We start from the raw sequence: 17,015 nt of genomic DNA, 5'->3' as shown, positions 1-17,015 counted from the left end.
AAGTAAAGATAGGCTTTTGAAGGCTATTGCTAAGCAATACGATTATGATTCCCGTAAGTGACTCTACCCAAAGGCCACGTCCAGGATCATCATAGCGGCAAAACCGGCCATAGCACCCATAGTGGCCCAATCGGTGTTGCCACCACGCTGCGATTCGGGCACTAGCTCCTCAATCACGACAAAGATCATCGCCCCTGCCGCAAAAGCCAAAGCATAGGGCAGAATAGGCTGAGCCAAGAGAACAGCTCCTGCCCCGAACACGCCTGCAATAGGTTCAACGAGCGCAGATAGCTGCCCATAGCAGAAGCTTTTTAGCGATGAAACGCCTTCACGGCGCAGGGGCATGGAAACGGCCATGCCCTCTGGGAAGTTCTGGATGCCGATGCCAATGGCCAGGGCAATTGCTCCTGCCAGATTGGCAGAAGGGAAACCAGCCGCAGCCGCTCCAAAAGCCACTCCCACAGCCAACCCCTCAGGGAAGTTGTGCAATGTAATGGCTAGCACAAGCAGGGTGATCCGTCTAAAGGTAGTATGGATGCCCTCTGCTTCTTCCATAAGAGCACCTGGGTGCAAGTGCGGTAGAACTAGGTCAATACCACGCAGGAACAGTCCGCCAGCGAGAAAGCCTACCGCAGCGGGCAACCAGGCGGGAATGCTCCTGCCCTCTGACATCTCGATGGCAGGAGCAAGCAAAGACCAGTAGCTGGCCGCGATCATCACCCCGGCGGCAAAGCCGAGCAATATGTCCAGTGTCTTTTTGCTGATCTCATTGGAGGTAAAGACTGCAGCAGCTCCCAGGGCGGTCATTCCCCAGGTAAAACACGTGGCCAGCAACGCCTGTAAGACGGGAGACAAACCTTGAAAAGCATTGACTATGCTCATGAGCGTTTTGCTTTCTCCTGCAATTCATAGAGTTTGTTGATCGCCTCCAGGGGAGACATAGAAGAGATATCCAATTCTTTCAGTTCATCCAGCACGGGATGGCTAGCTGGAAAGAGAGACAATTGCTGCACTTGCATCACACGGCGGGGTGCTGTACCAGCAGGAGAGCGTTGCACTTCTTCTTCCAGCCTTTTCAAGATTTCCTCTGCCCGACGGATTACGGGTTTGGGCAGGCCAGCCAATTGGGCAACGTGGATGCCGTAACTGCGGTCAGCGCCACCAGGTACGATCTTGCGTAGAAAGACCACTCGGTCGCCTTCCTCTGCCACTGCTACATTGTAATTGCGCACGCGAGGCAGAAATCGAGCCAATTCTGTCAGTTCATGATAATGCGTGGCGAAAAGGGTCTTGGCTTGTAAGCGGGGATGGTTATGGATGTATTCGACGACCGCCCAGGCAATGGAAATGCCATCATAGGTACTTGTGCCACGCCCGATTTCATCCAGGATAAGCAAACTGCGATTGGTAGCATGGTTGAGGATGTTGGCGGTTTCCACCATTTCTACCATGAAAGTGCTCTGTCCAGCGCTGATTTCATCTTGGGCGCCCACGCGGGTAAAAATGCGATCCACAATGCCGATTTCCGCCGCATCCGCGGGCACGAATGAACCAATCTGCGCCATTAGGACAATGAGGGCAACCTGACGCAAGTAGGTGCTCTTACCTGACATGTTGGGGCCAGTGATCACCAAAATTGCTTCCTGTGGTGAAAGGTACGTGTCATTCGGCACAAAAGGTTCTTCGTGCAGAGTTAATTCGACCACGGGGTGGCGGCCACCAGTAATACGGATGGTATCGCCTTCATTCAAAGTTGGTCGCACATAGCGATTGCGTTGCGCCACTTCAGCCAGTGCTGCGTACACATCCAATTCAGCCAGAACACGGGCTGTAGCGAGCATATGCGGAGCCGCAGCCCCTATCTGCTCACAGACTTGCAGGTAGATCTGTCGTTCCAGCTCTGCGCGACGCTCTTCGGCATTGAGGATAACCGATTCGTGCTCTTTCAGCTCAGGTGTGATAAAACGTTCTGCATTCACCAGCGTCTGCTTACGGATATAATCCTTGGGCACCGCATCCAAATTGGCTTTGGTGACCTCGATATAGTAGCCAAAGACTTTGTTATACCCTACTTTCAAGGACTTGATGCCTGTGCGCTGACGCTCTTGGTGCTCCAGATTAGCAACCCAAGTTTTGGCATTGTGCGCTGCATTTAGCACCGTATCCAGTTCGTTGGAAAAGCCCCGAGCGATGACTCCTCCTGCAGCCAGTGTTGCTGGGGGATCGGGCACGATAGCCCGTGAGATAAGCGTGACCACTTCAGGGCATGGATCAAGCGATCCTGCTAGGGAAGCAATGCAAGTAGATGAGGCCATTGCGTTGAGCAGAGGGATGATCTCCGATACAGCCTGTAGCGAGTCACGCAACCCAATCAGTTCGCGTGGTGTAGCGATACGCTGCACGACGCGGTTGGTGAGCCGCTCTATGTCCGCAACACGCTTGAGCAAAGCGCGCAAGGCCGTGCGCCGAGGAATATCGTCGTAAAAAGCCTGCACGCCATCCAGTCGGCGCTGTAGCGCAGGCAAATTGAGCAGAGGCTGGCTGAGCCATTGCCGCAAAAGCCTGCCGCCCATTGCCGTCTGAGTATCGTCCAACACGCCCAGCAGCGAACCACGCACAGTGCCACTGCGGATGGTGCTCATCAGTTCCAGATTGCGGCGTGTGGCAGCATCGAGGGTCATGAATGCTTGCGTAGAATACGTGGATAACTGAGTGAGCTGCTGCAGGGTTGTTTTCTGCGTTTCTTGTAGGTATTGCACAATCGCTCCAGCCGCAGATATAGCCAGCGGCAAACCCGCGCAACCGTAGCCATCAAGCGTAGCGACTCCAAAATGCTCCAGCAAAGCATGCTGAGCATTCCCTACATCGAAATGCCAGTCCGCGTATTTTGTGAAGGTATACCTATTATTCCATTCCTCAGGCAGACTGGCTTTTTCGCTGACCAATACTTCGGCTGGCTGCAGTCGTTCTACCTCTTGCCATGCTTGCTGTAATGGCTGTCTGTCATCGAACTGAGTGGCCTTGAACTCGCCTGTGGTGATGTCAGTATACGCCAGCCCCACCCGCTCAGATTGGAGAGCAATTGCTGCCAGGTAGTTGTTACGTTTTTCTTCTAGCAAGGCAGGCTCAACTACTGTGCCCGGCGTGACCACACGCACCACCTCACGCCCCATCAGTCCCCTGGATTCTGCCTGTTCCACTTGCTCGACAATGGCTACTTTGTGTCCAGCGGAGATCAGCTTCGCCAAGTAGCTTTCGACCGCATGGTAGGGAACTCCCGCGAGAGGTACACGCTCCCCCTTGCCAACAGGCCGAGAGGTGAGCACGATGTCGCATGCTTCGGAGACTAGCTTGGCGTCGTCGTCGAAGGTCTCGTAAAAGTCACCGAGGCGGAAGAGGACAATAGCATCTGGGAAACGCTTCTTAATGCGCAGGTATTGCCGGCGCACTGGTGTAGTCATATAACTTGCTCCAGTCACTCTCGGGCTGATAGTCAAGCCAAGTATAGTGGACAAGTGGAGTGCTGTCAAAGTAACGCTAACATGTTTCAGGGAATTCGTTGCTTCTCCTAGGCTAAGTATTATTCCCTGGCCAGAGCCCGCAGCAACTACTGGGGAGACAATGCAAATTGCCGGGAGCTGTTCAGTTTCGGGGCGAACATAGCCGACGATATGCCGGACAGCCAGCAACGAATATGGACACGAATAAACGAATGTGCAGCAACGTGCATCCGTTTATTCGTTGACGGCCAAGACTTAACAACTTGCCCCCAAGTTGAACTACATCCAAATCGTCCTGAGATTTGACAAACAGGCGGAATAAGAGTAAAATATCAATTAATCAGGCAGCTCGCTTGTTCGATGGGGAGCAGCGACAAGGCATCATAGATTCCCCTCATCCAGTGCCGCTGATTCCCACTTCGGAAAGGAGGTGGTGAGTCGGTCAATAAGCCATGCCGAGTTATGCTTTGCCTTGATGAGAGGTAGAAGATCTTGGTATGCTACTATAGGAGGGGAGAAAAATGAACACAATTCTTGTTTTGATTATTGCTGCCATTGCTTTGTACCTGGGTTATGGAGTGTATGCGCGCAGTATAAACCGCAATGTCATCCAACCAGACCCTAAGAAGGCCTGCCCAGCTAAGATGTACATGGATGGCGTCGATTTCATCCCGGCTAGCCGCAACGTTCTCTTCGGTTATCAGTTCAAGTCCATCGCTGCTCTCGGTCCTATCATCGGCCCGATTACAGCCGTACAGTGGGGCTGGCTGCCGGCTTTGCTCTGGATCATCCTTGGCACCTTTTTCATCGGTTGGGTGCAGGACTATGGCAGCATGATGATGGGCGTGCGTCGTGATGGAGACACCTTGGGAGCCTTGAGTTACAAGCTGATCTCGCCGCGCGCGCGCAACATCCTCATGCTCTTCCTCTATTTTTACCTGCTACTAATCATGGGCTCTTTCGGCAACACGGTGGGAAAAGGTTTAATGGTCAACCCGCGAGTGCCGTTTGGGATGATTGCCGTGACACTGATGGGCATTTTGGCTGGGCAAATGCTCTACAAATGGAAGAGAGACATTATTCTGACCACTGTTGTTACTGTCCTGCTTTCCTTTGTAGGAATCTGGATCAGCACTTTGCCAGCAGTGTCCAACTTCTTCTCTGGGCTGTACGGTCTTCCCAATTCCCCTGTGCTTTTCCTGACCGTAACAAAGGCACAGTTTATCGGCAGCCTGCTTGTCCTACTCTTTTGCTATCTCGGCTCTGTGATGCCAATCTGGTCCTGGGCGCAGCCAGTGAACTATGTTTCGTTCTGGATCATCGCACTGGGGATGTTGGGGGGTGTGCTGGGCATGCTCATCTGGCGCCCTGGCATGGGTGACTTCCCAGCCTTTACATCCTGGACCATCGGTATAGGACCATTGTGGCCGATGCTGTTCGTCACCATTGCCTGCGGCGCGATCTCTGGTTGGCACAGCCTGGTCTCCACTTCTGGTACAGCGCGCCAGTTGGAGTGCGAGACGGATGCCCTGCCCGTTGGAGGCGGCGCCATGTTCCTAGAGATGGTCTTGGCGGTCATTTCCTTCTTGACGGCGACTGTCGCTTTTGGCGGTCTGGCTGGCTATAAGGAAACGCTAGGGAAAGCCGCTGCGCTAGGGGTCTTTGCCGAAGGGTTGGCTCGTTTCTTGGATCGTCTTGGTGTGCCTCACGATTTTGGCGTCGCCTATGGCTCGGTTTTCCTGACCATCATGGGATTGACCATCATGCAATTGGCGGTGCGTTTCATGCGCGTAGCCAGTGCTGAATTGGCCGGTGACAAAGTACCCGTCCTTAAGAATGTCCATGTGGGTACCATTTTAGCCTTGATCCTGACGGCCATCTTTGTCTGGGTCGTGCCCTGGTTGACCATTTGGGTTGCCTTTGGCGCCGCTAATCAACTGATGGCTGGCCTGGCCTTGCTACTTATCGCACTATGGCTGAAGGATGAGGGGAAGAGAAATACATGGGCGCTTTATCCCTCCCTCTTCATGCTCATTACAACCATAGCGGCCTTGATCTTACTCGCCTATAACCAGTTCAAGGGTGTAGCAACGGCCAAGACCTCGCAGGCCGCTATTGCTGCGGTTTTGGTGGGGATCATTGCCGTGGTGCTAGTCGTTGCAGCAGCCTTCCTCATTGTGGATGGCTGGAAGGCCCTCCAGAAGCGGCGTCCCGAAGCCGTTGAGAAGGCACCATAGCCAAATCTCGTCTTGTACGGCAGGGGGTCTGCCGAAGCCTTCTGCCGTACAAGACTCGACAAGCACAGAACAGAAACCAGGTTTCTGACAGAAACCTGGTTTCTAAGTGATAGGATAAGGTTCATGCATCGGTGCTGAGTAGAATACGGAAGAGATTCCGCTGGGCCAGGCGTTTGATCGGCGAGATCTTTTATGGCATGACCGTTTTTGATTGGGTACGTGGCCTGCGTCGCCAGCGGGGAGAAATCGAGCAACTTTTCATGTTGATTGCCTTCGGTGACTTGGTTGGAATTCCTGTCCTGCCTCCTTACTACACATTGCGTTTGCTACCATACGTAGTACCGCAGATCAACCGCTGGAAACGCTCGCTACTCCGTGAGCGGGATTGGACAGACCTGGCAGAGCTGATTGAGGGGGTAGATTGACTCGCTTTCCGAGAAGCCGAAGAGCTGAGTTCTTGAAATGAATCCGGTCTGTGAGCCGAATGGATCATGTTCGAGTAGCAGGTAAATCTTAGAAAGGAGCAAAAATGACTGAGGAAGAAAAACAGGAAAGTGCATTTTCGCGTTTTGGTCGTTCATTCAAGGAACTGCTCTATGGCATGGCGGGACATGACATGACCCGTTATGCGCTCAAGACGCGCGGTAGTATGGAACACCTGTTCATCCTCATCACCATGGGGGATTTACTGGGCGTGCCTATCCTGCCGCCTTATTATTCATTGCGACTCTTGCCATACGTTGTGCCACAAATCAGTACCTGGAAGCGACGTATGTTGCGTGAGCGCGACCTGACCGATGCTTTGGCTTAGAAAGGGGTGTACACTTGACACTGCTCGCGCAAAACTTTCGTGCTAATCCCAACCGCCGCTACATCGAATTTGGTGGCAAAGGCGGACTGGGCAAGACGACTTTTTCTGCCGCTACTGCTTACTGGCTGGCCCAGCAGGGGTATAAAGTGCTGGTCTTCTCCGTAGATCCCCAGGCCTCGCTCTCAGACATCTTTGAACGGGATATCTTTGGCAAAGGGCCAGTCGAGATTATCCCCAATCTCTTCGCCCAAGAGATTGACGCTGACCAACGAATCAAAGCATATCAAGATGAAATCCGCTACAAAATTCTCGATATGTACGGCATGGATACCGTGCCCGAGGAGATTGAACACTATATTCAGGCTGCCGCAGCCGAGCCCGCCATGGAGGAAAGCGCCATCTTCGATGCAGTTGTGGACATCGTCGTCGGTGGGGATTATGATTATTACATCTACGACTTGGTGCCCTTAGGTCATGCACTGTACTATCTGAGCATGGCTAGTATCTACAACGAATGGATTGAGAAAATTACCAAACTACGTGAGGAGATGCAGGAGTATGCCCAGGTGGCGGCAATTCTGGAGCGCAAGAAGCAGACCGAAGAGGATCAGATCTTGGCCGAGTTACAGTATATCCGACAGCGCATCAGCACATCGTCAGGTATCCTCACCGATCGGGAAAGAACGGCGTTCTTCTTCGTGGTGACGCCAGAAGATATGATCATTCGCGACACGGTGAAAGCAGCCGCGCTGTTCGCCAAATATCAGGTGCCTATCTGTGGCTACATTGTCAACCGCGTGATCCCACCAGAGTTGGCGCAACAGAACATCCCGGAGTATTTGCGCAATCGCATTGCCATGCAAGAGCGGTACCTAAAGCAGATAGATGCAACCTTTGGCAAGGATGTATTGGCATGCGTGCCCGAGTTCGAGCGCGACATCACGGGTATAGAAATGATTGCCAAGGTAGCGCAGGCCCTATATGGAGGTGAGGCATGATTACGACAAACACCTGCCAATTTTTGGCTGAACATCCCCAAATGAAATACCTCTTCTTTGGGGGAAAAGGCGGCGTGGGCAAGACGGTGATGGCTGGGGCAGCAGCATTGTGGATGGCGCGGCAGGGGAAACGGACTTTGTTGGCTTCGACGAACCCCGTGCATTCCCTCAGCAGTTTGCTTGATCAGGATGTCTTTGGAAAGCCTACCGCGGTCGCTGGGGTGCCTAACCTCTGGGCGTATGAAATTGACACCAAAGATACCATTGCGAAGTCAAAAGTGGAACTCACGCAGAAGATCGAATGGTTTCTGCGCTATGCGGACATCAAAACTAGAGCGGATGAGTTTGTTGAATCAGCGACGATGAACCCGGCTTTCGAAGAGTCAGCGATGTTTGAGAACATGATTGATCTCATGTTCGAGGACAAGTACGAAGCCTATGTCTTTGACACCGCTCCAACGGCCAATGCCAGGCGCCTCTTAGGCATGTCGAGCGTCTATTCGATGTGGGTGAACAAGATGCTGCAGAGCCGCGAGGAGGCCAAATCGTTGAAGGAGCTTCTCTCCTATAGCAAGAAGAAAGAGGAGAAGGACCCATTAATGGAGTACCTGGTTGGCCTCCGTGAACGCATGGAGCGGGCAAAAATGCTGCTCACCAATGACCAAAAGACGGCTTTCTTCTTCATCACCTTGCCGGAGGCATTGCCCATTGCCGTTATCAAGCGTTTCATCAACTGGTTCAAAGATTTTGGCATTCCCGTGGGTGGCGTAATTGTCAACATGCTGATTGATAAAGAGTCTGTGGGGCCTGATGCGCCAGAATTCGTGCGCAACCGTGTCCTAATGCAAGAGCGCTACATGGAGGAGATCTGGCGCAGTTTTCCCAATGTTTGTGCGCTGGTGCCCCTCTTCGAGACAGAAGTGCGGGGCGTGCCTATGCTGGAACGCGTAGCGGAGCGAGTTTTCGCTAGCTAGACCCTTTCTTGCTCTTTCGGCAATACCCCACTTTTTGCTGAAAACACGGCTCTGGCTTACATGCTCAATGGAGTGTGGATTCCGGTGAACCCGTACATGCTGCTTGTATTGGTGGCTCTGTTGTTCATTTTGGGCTTTGGCGGTCTCTCGTGGATGCGCGGAGAGGGGTTGCCTGGCCACTTTGCCTGGGAAGTGCTTGGACTTACTGGGGTTGTGCTCCTGATAACCTGGGCAGCGAGAGTAGCTATTCATCCTGTGCTGTTCCTGGTCTTGGTGTACCTGTTCACGATGCGCGCACGGCTGTTGATAGACGTAGGTAACGCCTTTTTGGCGCGGGGAGCATACGGTCAGGCTCTGTCCCTTTTCCATCTGGCATTGCGCCTGGACCGCGATGCATTTAGCCAGGCCATTGGGCAGATCAATATCGGAGTCGTTTTGATCCGGCAGAAGCGTTTTGAGGAAGCCATTGCACTGCTCAGTGATGTATTGGCCCACATGCCCCATGGCCGCGGTGGCCCTAAATATGAAGCAGCTTGTCGCTATAACCTAGGTCTGGCCTATCTTCGCACTGGTCAGGAAGCCAAGGCCGTGGAGCAGCTCAATGAAGTCATTCAATTATTGCCACACTCTCTCTATGCACGAGGTTCAGAGGCAGTGCTCAAAAGTCGAGGCCAGCGCAAGGGATAGCCATTGCCCTTGTACTTATGGCCGTTCCTTTACCTCTCCCGTACGGGCATCTATAGAGCTCCTTCAAAGCAGGGCAGTGAACTGCCATCACTAGCAATGTTGCCGCTAACCACCGAATGCAAGACGGCGTCACCCTGCCAAGCCATGGCTTCCTTCTCAGCAATAGGGTACCATTCTAGCGCTGATCCCACCTTGGCTAATGGTTTGAGTACTGTTGGTTGGGGAGTAGGAGATGGCCGAGCCGTCGGTGTTGCTGCTGGTTTCTCAGTAGGGGTTGTACTTGGCCCACAACTGCTTGTGAATACGATTCCGATCACCACCACAGCCCAAAGAAGCAGCGTTTCTGGCTTTCTCATTCGAGTAATCTGGTTTTTCATAGTATACTCTTTGGCACGATGAACAAAAGGGAGGAACAACATGGCTAAAGAGAAGCTTGGTTTCATTGGCCTGGGGATCATGGGCGCGCCTATGGCGACAAATTTGCTGCGTGGCGGTCATCCCTTAGTCGTCTACAACCGCACGCCAGCGAAGATGCAGCCCCTGCTGGCGCTTGGTGCGGAGGCGGGGCAATCCTGCCAAGATGTGGCCGAACGCAGCGATGTCGTGATTTCCATGGTCTCTGATTCGCCAGATGTGGAACAGGTTTACCTTGGTAAGGAAGGGATACTGGCGGGCGCCAGGCCCGGCACTCTGCTCATTGATATGTCTACTATTTCGCCGGTGACGGCGATCAAAGTGGCTAGGGCCGCAGGAGAAAAGGGCTGCCCCATGCTGGATGCTCCGGTTTCAGGTGGGGATGTAGGCGCCAGAAATGCCACCCTGGTCATTATGGTTGGTGGTGACTCGGATGTCTTTCAGCGCGCCAGGCCTATTTTCAAGTTGCTGGGCAAACCAATATACTGCGGTCCATCTGGCGCAGGGCAGATCGTGAAAGCCTGCAATCAAATCGCTACGGCACTGCACATGATCGCGATGTCCGAAGCACTTGTGCTAGGCGCCAAAGCCGGTGTTGACCCCGCTATTGTGCTAAAGGTACTTAGCGGAGGATTTGCGCAATCACGGGTGATGGATGTGCGCGGTCCACGAGTCATCAAGGGTGATTTCCAACCCGGATTTCGCAGCCGATTGCACTACAAGGATCTGAATATCGTGCTTGAAACGGCGCGGGCTTATCAATGCAGTTTGCCGGCAACCGCTCTGGCACGCGAATTATTCGGTGCAATGCAGGCAAACGGCTTGGGCGAACTCGACCATTCGGCAATTATTCAAATGATTGAATCGCTCTCGAACGTGAAGGCGAGGAGCACACTGCCAGACGAACGCTAAGCAAATGAGCCCTCTCCAGCTCTTAGGGTCCAAAAAGGCCCCATTCTCCTAGAAAGAACGGGGCTTCTTTTGCCATGTCGCTAGATCAACAGATTTACAGCTTGATCTCTTTGGCGCTCTCCCATAGCCCGTGGATGTTGCAGTAAGACAACGCAATTAGCGTGCCAGGGTTGTTCACCTTCATCGAGAATTGCGCTTCGTGGTTGGTGTACACTGGCCCCTGATTGGCCCCCTTCACTGACTCGCCGTGGGCACTGAATTCAAAATGACCTACATGGTAGATGAATTTGTCCCCTTCTGGTTGAAAGTAGACATCTATCCAGCGGATATGGTGTTCGGTGGTATTGGGATGCGCGATCTCCTTGCCCACGCTGACTTTGACCGTGAACATCTTATCCGCTTCGACCTGATCAGGGCATTCGATCACCGGCACATGTTTTTCTGCTTTCCAATCGGCAGATTGAATTCTTTCACCTAATTTCATTTTCGTCTCCTCCTAGTCAATCGGTTCGAACATATCCTTTTCTGCCCCACAGTCTGGACAGACCCAGTCATCAGGCAGGTCTTCGAATGCTGTCCCGGGTGGGACACCATTATCGGGATCACCTTTTGCAGGATCATAAATATATCCGCATACTTGACATTCCCACTTTTTCATAGATGCCTCCTTATGGCATTGTATTTTTGGCAATTTTGCTCCACTTTATCCAAATTGTCAAACTCTAGGCGCTACCTCAAATCCCAACACACGCTCGAAGCGGCGTAGTACCTTGAGCAGGGGAACGCCCAGCGACAGGGTCAGCAGCGCATTGCCAGCCGCGCGCCATGCATCCCACCACAGCGAGGTGGCCACGTAGAAAACGGCATAGCGCCTGAGTGCTTCATGTAGGCGCAGTCCTGCTTCCCAGGCTTGATTCAGAGCTGTTTGTGCTGGGGAGATGTACGGCCAGAACCAGAGGTTCATGATAGCCCCAAAGATGAAACCCCATAACACTGTCCACACAGCGAGCATGAGCAACTCAGCGAGCCTCCAGCGCCGCAAATCGGGCAGCCAGCCGGATGTAAGCCCCATCCAACCCGCCGTGAACATCTGGTAGGGAAGCCACGGCCCCACGCCCCCGCCGATGAGTGCTGAGACCAGTAACGACAACACGCCTACCAGAAAGCCAAAAGTACTCCCATACACGTAGCCACACAGCACCAACAAGAAGAAAATGGCTGAGAATCCGCCTGGGCCTGGGATGGCTCGCAAGATGGCATTCACCGCACTCAGTACACCAAGCACAGCGATCGTTCTAGCGCTCATCTGGCGGCTGGTCACGTTAGCGACAAGAATTACTACACACAACAGGGTCAGCGTCAGAGCAACGATTGGCGCATCCTGAGCATGGGCCATCGCAAATTGCCCCTTGGCTGCAGTGGGGGTAAAAAATGGATAGGCAAAAGCGATGATACCAGTGAGCGTAGCCAGAATCAGTATCGCGCAGCTCACCAATCGCTCCCATTTCATCGCCTTTGAGCCTCCAGGACATCGCGTACGGTGAGCAGGCGAGGGTCGCGGAACAGCTTATTCACTTGTGAAGCAAAGACAAGTGACTGGCTCATCACTTCGCGCACGGGGCCATCTACAACCACCTGGCCCTCGCTGATGATCACCACACGCTGCGCGCATTCGGCGGCCAGTTCTACATCATGCGTAGCGAGAATGACCGTGCGACCTTGCGCTGCTTGCTTGCGCAGGAAATCAGCCAGCGCTTGCTTTTCGATGTGATCAAGCCCACGCGTGGGCTCATCGAGGAGCAGGGTTAGCGGCTCGGCAACCAGAATAGCAGCCAATGCTACGCGTTGACGTTGGCCAACGCTCAGGTCCCGTGGATACAATGCAGCCAGTGGAGCTAATCCCAAACGCTCCAGCCATGATTGCGAGCCTGCTAAGGACAGTGAATGTGCACGGAGTGTGAATTCCAGTTCTTGACGAACCGTATCGGCAAAGAGCAAAGTATTGGGGTCTTGCGGTACATAGCCTACATATTGGATGAGCGCTTCCACGGTTGCCTTGCGCGTATCCTGACCATGTACCGTGACATAGCCACGCTTGGGATGCAACAACCCCACTAGATGCTTCAACAACGTGGTTTTGCCCGATCCGTTACGTCCCATGAGCGCAATCAATTCGCCCTCACCCGCACGCAGGGAGAGTCCGCGTAGTGCCTCCACACCATTGTAGCTAAACCATACATCATGAGCCTCGACACGCGTTGAGCCAGATCTCTGAGGCGAAATTGGCTGAAGCGTTTCATGGGGAAACGCACGCTGCAGGTTCATTTGATTGACAAAGGCACGAGCCTCTTTGATCGTCAGTGGCATAGGCTGCCAAGCGAGAGCCTGGGCCAGTTGTACCAATGGCGGTGCGAATGGGACTTGGGGCAGCACTTCTTCCGCCGTACCCAATATGGGCCGACTGCCAAGTGCGGGGAGATATAGGATGCAGTCAGCGTACTGCACGACACGCTCCAGGCGGTGCTCAGAGAGCACAATGGTCAGACCGAGGTCCTGGTTCAAGTGGCGCAGCGTGGTTAATACTTCCTCTGCGGCCTGAGGATCGAGTTGTGAGGTTGGCTCATCCAGCACGAGTACTTTGGGTTGTAGCGTGAGCACAGAGCCAATGGCTACTCGTTGCTTCTCGCCTGCAGAGAGGCTGCTAATCCGCCGATGGCGCAGGTGGGCAATGCCCAATTGATCTAGCACCTCTTCCACTCGCTTGCGCATGACGGTCTGTGGCAATCCCTGGTTTTCCATGCCAAAAGCCAGTTCATCTTCTACCGTGTCTACCACGAATTGCGTTTCCGGATCCTGTTGCACAAGACCAACGATGGAACTCATGCGGTGCGGCCCCTCTGCAATTGGATCGTAACCAGCTACCCTGATCTTCCCGGAGATGCGCCCACCGCTGAAATGAGGCACGAGCCCATTAAGTGTACGTAGCAGTGTAGACTTGCCAGAGCCTGACGGCCCAACGACCAGGACAAAATCTCCTTCCTGTATGGTCAGGCTTACCTGGTTCAGCACAGTATGGTCGCTATGAGGGTAGCGGAAGGTCACGTCTTGCAGTTCAATCCATGGATTGCTCATCCGTTATCGTCCTTTGCCTGCTTGATGGATATTTCACGAGAAGGCCATAACATAGCGGGGGCAGCGAGCAGGAGAATAGCCAATCCAAGTTGCGGTGTGAACCTGGGCCACGGGGAGAAAGGCGGGTATGGGTAATAGAATAAGGCGGCAGGATCCCGTGCCTGTGTATAAGCAGCAATCGAAATAGACGCCAGGCTAGCCAGCGTTACCAGGGTATCACGCTGCTGCCATACTTCGCGACGATAGTGCGTGCGCTTCAAGCGTCGGCCTTGTAGGTAGAGCGCAATGCATACGAATAGAACACCCAAGCCAACCAATGACCACCCTAGCCATCGCGCTCGGTTTGTCGCTTGCCACACAAGACCTGCCAGTAACGCCAGCAATCCAGCCAACGTTGCATTGCGTGGGAGGCTCGTTGTGGAGAGTTCAGTAGTCGTTGATATGGGGACAACGCCTGAGGCCGCCATGGTGAATTGGTCAATCCCGCCAAAGCCGCGTGCCTCCATGGATTCAGCCAGGGTCAAGGAGCGCTCCAAAGCTGTGGTCAACAAAGGCACAAACAGGGGTATCATGTCTTTGATTCCTCGGAATTTATGTCCACGCAGGCGTTGGGCTTCCCGTATGTCCTTGAGGCTGGTGATCAATTGGGGTACAAGGGTCAAGGCGATGGAAACAATCAGGCCAGCCTGATAAAGCCCCGCTGGAAGCCAGCGTAACAGACGATGCACATCCATCCCCAGGTTAAAGGTGGCAAAAACCAGCAAAACAGCAAATAAACTAGCTCCGGTGGCCAGTCCGTAGAGCAAAGCCTCCAAGGTGACGGGGCCGCCGATAAAGGGCCACTTACATGGCAAGACGAATAGCACAATGTTGCCAGTATGCGAGAACAGCAGGTTGAAAATGAGCGCCACGAACCAGACCGACAGGCCGAAGCGCAGAAAGGTGCTCCACCCTTCGACCTTGAGCGATTGTCCTGCAGGCAGCGAGGCGGATTCCGTGCCCGATTGTGTGCCGTTAGAACGGCTGACTACGGTAAAGACCAAACCAGTCGCCAGGATAAACAGCAGCGATTGAAGTGGCTGCTGGTTAACCAAAGCCAGGTACGCTCCAGCAGCAAGCCATGCCAGCCAAGTAAGCGTGTGGTAGGGCATTGGTTATCGCTCCCTTTGGCGTTTTTGAAGGAAGAAAAAGCTGCCGACCAGTACCGCTGTCATGAGGACAAAAGCGGCATATTGTACCAGCATAGCGCTTCGGTCAATCCCTGTAGCAGTATGTGCTTGTTCTAAAATGGCCACTGACTCTGGAGGGCAAATCTGCTCAAAGGGAACGACAGGAGGAGGTTGTCCCTCGCTCCACGACCAGCCCTCGATATCGCCATGGCGCACCTGGTAATCAGCAGAACCCACTTGTGAATAGACCCAACGTCCATCGCGCCAATGCCAATAACTCCAGTAAAGGCATTGGGCACCAGTGCATTGGCAGAAACAAGGCATGGTGGGATAGTCACAGCCGTCCTGCTCGATGCGACATACAGCACCACCCCACGTTACAATGCTCAGCCCCGAGCGCATGAGCAACTCCAAGCCGCTGATGCTGTCCTCAGCAAAGGGTATGCAGCGTGTGATATAGCTGCCATCGCCAAACTGCACCACAAGACCGGCCCAGTGCTTTGGTTGTGCAGCGCCCGAAGATGCAGTTTCGGTATACGTGGATATGAACGCGAGGTACAGCAAAACCAGGATCAACGTCGTTCGTGCCGATTTCTTGCCATTCATCATCTTTACCTAAGGCAGGTATTGGTGGTCGGTGTTTTCTCACGAGCGCCGACCACCAAGTTCTCCGCTAGCGCTGACTGCGTATTGGAAGAGTCTTGCCTAGCAACGCCGGGATGGCCTGAACAGTGGCCATGATTGGGCTACCCACGCCGGGCTGGAACTCGATTTTGCCGTCTGCAGCCTGCAGGGACAACAAGGCTGTCATGGGATTGCCTCTAGGTTTGCTCCACTTGGCATCTTCGGGCTTTTCGCCGACAGCGTACAGTGCCATAATAACCGCAGCGGTGGAATTAGCGTTCGTGTCCGTGCCCCACTCGGAAGGCTTGATGGCCGGGAACCCGCCATCCTCATTCTGCTGTTCTTGGAAAAACGCTAGAGCCTTGCGGATCGCTGGAGAGTCTTTGGGTTCACCTCCGGCGATAAGCGCCTGCAATACATAAGAAACGGTATCGTTGTCTGGTCCAAAGGCTGAGTTCCAGGCACCACTTTCGAGTTGGTAACTCTTAAGCACAGTCAACGCCTCTGCAGGCACCTCTTGCCCCGCTGCTTTCAGCGCGAGAATGGCCCAGGCTTGACCCACTGCACCTGGATCGTAGACTCCTTTTGCACTGGCAAAGGATTGCAGATGGGCCACATAGTCAACCCCGCCAAAATTTCTGGGATTGAGGCCGGCAGCAACCACCGTGACGATCAATTTGCCTGTGGTGGCTGCGTCTGTTGCGTATTCTTCACTATGTGCAGCCAAGTAATCAATGAGGGAAGGTTTGCCCGCCACAGTGCGCCATGTTGCTGGATCGCCACCACTGGCAGCGATAGCCAGCACGGCATCGCAGGTAACACCCGCAGGGTGGCCAAAGCCAATGTTGAAACTGCCATCTTCCTGTTGCTGCGTGCGCAGCCAGGTCAGAGCCTTCTCCGCTGCTTGTTGAGCGGGACTTTGTTGAGACTGTTGTACACGTTGTTTACAAGCACTCATTCCGATCAACGCAACAAGCAACGCCAGTACAATGAACAAGTCAATACGTTTTTTCAGCATCGCTCAAATCCTTTCTTTGTGAGATAAGAAAAATAAACCCCCTGCCACTTCGGACAAGGGGTTCCGTTCTTTTTGCTTTTTCTCCCACCCCCTTTCTCGCGAAGGGTCACTAGGAGCACCACAGAGGCGGGTAATCTGGCTTCCTCGGTTATGCCGAGGCTACAGTTGCGGGACAGCGCCGGACTTAACCGGTCTTCCCCCATTGTCGCCGGGCTTCCGGGCCTTGGGCGACCTCTGTGTTGCAATTATGCGATTCCATGCTCATTATAACGAAATAGGAGATTTTAGTCAAACAATCTAGCTTGAGTAACTGTTCAGATTTGAGGTAAGAAATTTCAGCTTCGAGGTTAAGGGCCTTGAGCAAGCATACTGAAGCACTGCGTAAGGGGATTGAGCCCACGTGCTTTCCACGTTTCAAAGAGACTGGCCAGGGCCAACGTGATCCTGCTACCGCGGCTACTCCGCGTACCCCCGCTGATCTTGCGCGCTACCACCAGCGGACGAAGGCTCCGTTCGGCCAGATTGTTGTCCGCACTCAG

General features: G+C 53.6%; 18 protein-coding genes and 1 riboswitch. Of the genes, 7 read left to right on the top strand and 11 right to left on the bottom strand.

From position 1 onward, the window contains the following. Positions 1-63: 63 nt before the first annotated feature. On the bottom strand, positions 64-882 hold the full coding sequence (locus H5T67_05050; protein ID MBC7244682.1) for a ZIP family metal transporter: 819 nt from the start codon (positions 880-882) through the stop codon (positions 64-66). Further along, positions 879-3,461, bottom strand: a complete 2,583-nt coding sequence (mutS, locus tag H5T67_05045) for a DNA mismatch repair protein MutS (protein ID MBC7244681.1) — start codon at positions 3,459-3,461, stop codon at positions 879-881. The genes H5T67_05050 and mutS overlap by 4 nt, the downstream gene beginning before the upstream one ends. A 560-nt stretch (positions 3,462-4,021) precedes the next feature. On the opposite strand from mutS, the gene H5T67_05040 reads away from it, so the two are divergent. The 6 genes from H5T67_05040 to H5T67_05015 all read left to right on the top strand — a co-directional run bounded on the left by H5T67_05040 (position 4,022) and on the right by H5T67_05015 (position 9,207). Beyond that, entirely contained in the window at positions 4,022-5,737 is a 1,716-nt protein-coding gene (locus H5T67_05040; protein ID MBC7244680.1) for a hypothetical protein, read from the top strand. A gap of 131 nt (positions 5,738-5,868) precedes the next feature. Next, the gene (locus tag H5T67_05035) at positions 5,869-6,162 is read left to right on the top strand and encodes a hypothetical protein (protein ID MBC7244679.1); all 294 of its coding nucleotides are present in this window, start codon (positions 5,869-5,871) and stop codon (positions 6,160-6,162) included. A gap of 104 nt (positions 6,163-6,266) precedes the next feature. After that, positions 6,267-6,548: a hypothetical protein gene (locus H5T67_05030; GenBank protein MBC7244678.1), complete on the top strand. Its 282-nt coding sequence runs from the start codon at positions 6,267-6,269 to the stop codon at positions 6,546-6,548. 20 nt (positions 6,549-6,568) lie between these two features. Beyond that, on the top strand, positions 6,569-7,546 hold the full coding sequence (locus H5T67_05025) for a TRC40/GET3/ArsA family transport-energizing ATPase (GenBank protein ID MBC7244677.1): 978 nt from the start codon (positions 6,569-6,571) through the stop codon (positions 7,544-7,546). Continuing rightward, positions 7,543-8,520, top strand: coding sequence for an ArsA family ATPase (locus H5T67_05020; protein MBC7244676.1), 978 nt, complete (start codon positions 7,543-7,545; stop codon positions 8,518-8,520). Before H5T67_05025 ends, H5T67_05020 begins: the two co-directional genes overlap by 4 nt. An 84-nt stretch (positions 8,521-8,604) precedes the next feature. Then, entirely contained in the window at positions 8,605-9,207 is a 603-nt protein-coding gene (locus H5T67_05015) for a tetratricopeptide repeat protein (GenBank protein ID MBC7244675.1), read from the top strand. A 50-nt stretch (positions 9,208-9,257) separates the two neighbouring features. Here the strand turns inward: H5T67_05015 and H5T67_05010 are convergent, their stop codons facing one another. Next, a complete protein-coding gene (locus tag H5T67_05010; protein ID MBC7244674.1) occupies positions 9,258-9,584 on the bottom strand; it encodes a hypothetical protein in 327 nt (108 codons plus the stop codon). A gap of 40 nt (positions 9,585-9,624) precedes the next feature. On the opposite strand from H5T67_05010, the gene H5T67_05005 reads away from it, so the two are divergent. Next, entirely contained in the window at positions 9,625-10,533 is a 909-nt protein-coding gene (locus tag H5T67_05005; protein MBC7244673.1) for a 2-hydroxy-3-oxopropionate reductase, read from the top strand. A 94-nt stretch (positions 10,534-10,627) separates the two neighbouring features. Here H5T67_05005 and H5T67_05000 read toward each other — a convergent pair whose 3' ends face one another. From H5T67_05000 to H5T67_04965, 8 genes are all read right to left on the bottom strand, one after another. Further along, a complete protein-coding gene (locus H5T67_05000) occupies positions 10,628-11,017 on the bottom strand; it encodes a Neelaredoxin (GenBank protein MBC7244672.1) in 390 nt (129 codons plus the stop codon). A gap of 12 nt (positions 11,018-11,029) precedes the next feature. Next, positions 11,030-11,191 (bottom strand): rubredoxin, encoded by a 162-nt coding sequence (locus H5T67_04995; GenBank protein MBC7244671.1) that lies wholly within the window; start codon positions 11,189-11,191, stop codon positions 11,030-11,032. Positions 11,192-11,248: 57 nt separating this feature from the next. After that, entirely contained in the window at positions 11,249-12,043 is a 795-nt protein-coding gene (locus tag H5T67_04990; GenBank protein ID MBC7244670.1) for an ECF transporter S component, read from the bottom strand. Beyond that, positions 12,040-13,665 carry an energy-coupling factor ABC transporter ATP-binding protein gene (locus H5T67_04985; protein ID MBC7244669.1) on the bottom strand — a complete coding sequence of 542 codons (1,626 nt, stop codon included), beginning with the start codon at positions 13,663-13,665 and terminating at the stop codon, positions 12,040-12,042. Before H5T67_04985 ends, H5T67_04990 begins: the two co-directional genes overlap by 4 nt. Next, entirely contained in the window at positions 13,662-14,816 is a 1,155-nt protein-coding gene (locus H5T67_04980) for an energy-coupling factor transporter transmembrane protein EcfT (GenBank protein MBC7244668.1), read from the bottom strand. Before H5T67_04980 ends, H5T67_04985 begins: the two co-directional genes overlap by 4 nt. A 3-nt stretch (positions 14,817-14,819) precedes the next feature. Then, positions 14,820-15,440, bottom strand: a complete 621-nt coding sequence (locus tag H5T67_04975) for a hypothetical protein (GenBank protein MBC7244667.1) — start codon at positions 15,438-15,440, stop codon at positions 14,820-14,822. Positions 15,441-15,507: 67 nt separating this feature from the next. After that, a complete protein-coding gene (locus H5T67_04970) occupies positions 15,508-16,476 on the bottom strand; it encodes a terpene cyclase/mutase family protein (protein MBC7244666.1) in 969 nt (322 codons plus the stop codon). 107 nt (positions 16,477-16,583) lie between these two features. Next, positions 16,584-16,727: riboswitch (cobalamin riboswitch) on the bottom strand. Positions 16,728-16,823: 96 nt separating this feature from the next. Next, positions 16,824-17,015: transposase (locus tag H5T67_04965; protein MBC7244665.1), on the bottom strand; the 192-nt coding region annotated here is incomplete at its 5' end.

It is taken from the genome of Chloroflexota bacterium, assembly GCA_014360905.1.
Lineage (GTDB): Bacteria > Chloroflexota > Anaerolineae > UBA2200 > UBA2200 > JACIWX01.
The sequence above is the reverse complement of the archived record's forward strand: the minus strand, read 5'-3'. Positions and strand labels throughout refer to the sequence as shown.

Bases quoted from the DNA above. Each gene is read 5' to 3' on its own strand.
- H5T67_05050 (MBC7244682.1), bottom strand. From the start codon at position 882: ATGAGCATAGTCAATGCTTTTCAAGGTTTGTCTCCCGTCTTACAGGCG.
- mutS (MBC7244681.1), bottom strand. From the start codon at position 3,461: ATGACTACACCAGTGCGCCGGCAATACCTGCGCATTAAGAAGCGTTTC.
- H5T67_05040 (MBC7244680.1), top strand. From the start codon at position 4,022: ATGAACACAATTCTTGTTTTGATTATTGCTGCCATTGCTTTGTACCTG.
- H5T67_05030 (MBC7244678.1), top strand. From the start codon at position 6,267: ATGACTGAGGAAGAAAAACAGGAAAGTGCATTTTCGCGTTTTGGTCGT.
- H5T67_05020 (MBC7244676.1), top strand. From the start codon at position 7,543: ATGATTACGACAAACACCTGCCAATTTTTGGCTGAACATCCCCAAATG.
- H5T67_05010 (MBC7244674.1), bottom strand. From the start codon at position 9,584: ATGAAAAACCAGATTACTCGAATGAGAAAGCCAGAAACGCTGCTTCTT.
- H5T67_05005 (MBC7244673.1), top strand. From the start codon at position 9,625: ATGGCTAAAGAGAAGCTTGGTTTCATTGGCCTGGGGATCATGGGCGCG.
- H5T67_05000 (MBC7244672.1), bottom strand. From the start codon at position 11,017: ATGAAATTAGGTGAAAGAATTCAATCTGCCGATTGGAAAGCAGAAAAA.
- H5T67_04995 (MBC7244671.1), bottom strand. From the start codon at position 11,191: ATGAAAAAGTGGGAATGTCAAGTATGCGGATATATTTATGATCCTGCA.
- H5T67_04990 (MBC7244670.1), bottom strand. From the start codon at position 12,043: ATGAAATGGGAGCGATTGGTGAGCTGCGCGATACTGATTCTGGCTACG.
- H5T67_04985 (MBC7244669.1), bottom strand. From the start codon at position 13,665: ATGAGCAATCCATGGATTGAACTGCAAGACGTGACCTTCCGCTACCCT.
- H5T67_04980 (MBC7244668.1), bottom strand. From the start codon at position 14,816: ATGCCCTACCACACGCTTACTTGGCTGGCATGGCTTGCTGCTGGAGCG.
- H5T67_04975 (MBC7244667.1), bottom strand. From the start codon at position 15,440: ATGAATGGCAAGAAATCGGCACGAACGACGTTGATCCTGGTTTTGCTG.
- H5T67_04970 (MBC7244666.1), bottom strand. From the start codon at position 16,476: ATGCTGAAAAAACGTATTGACTTGTTCATTGTACTGGCGTTGCTTGTT.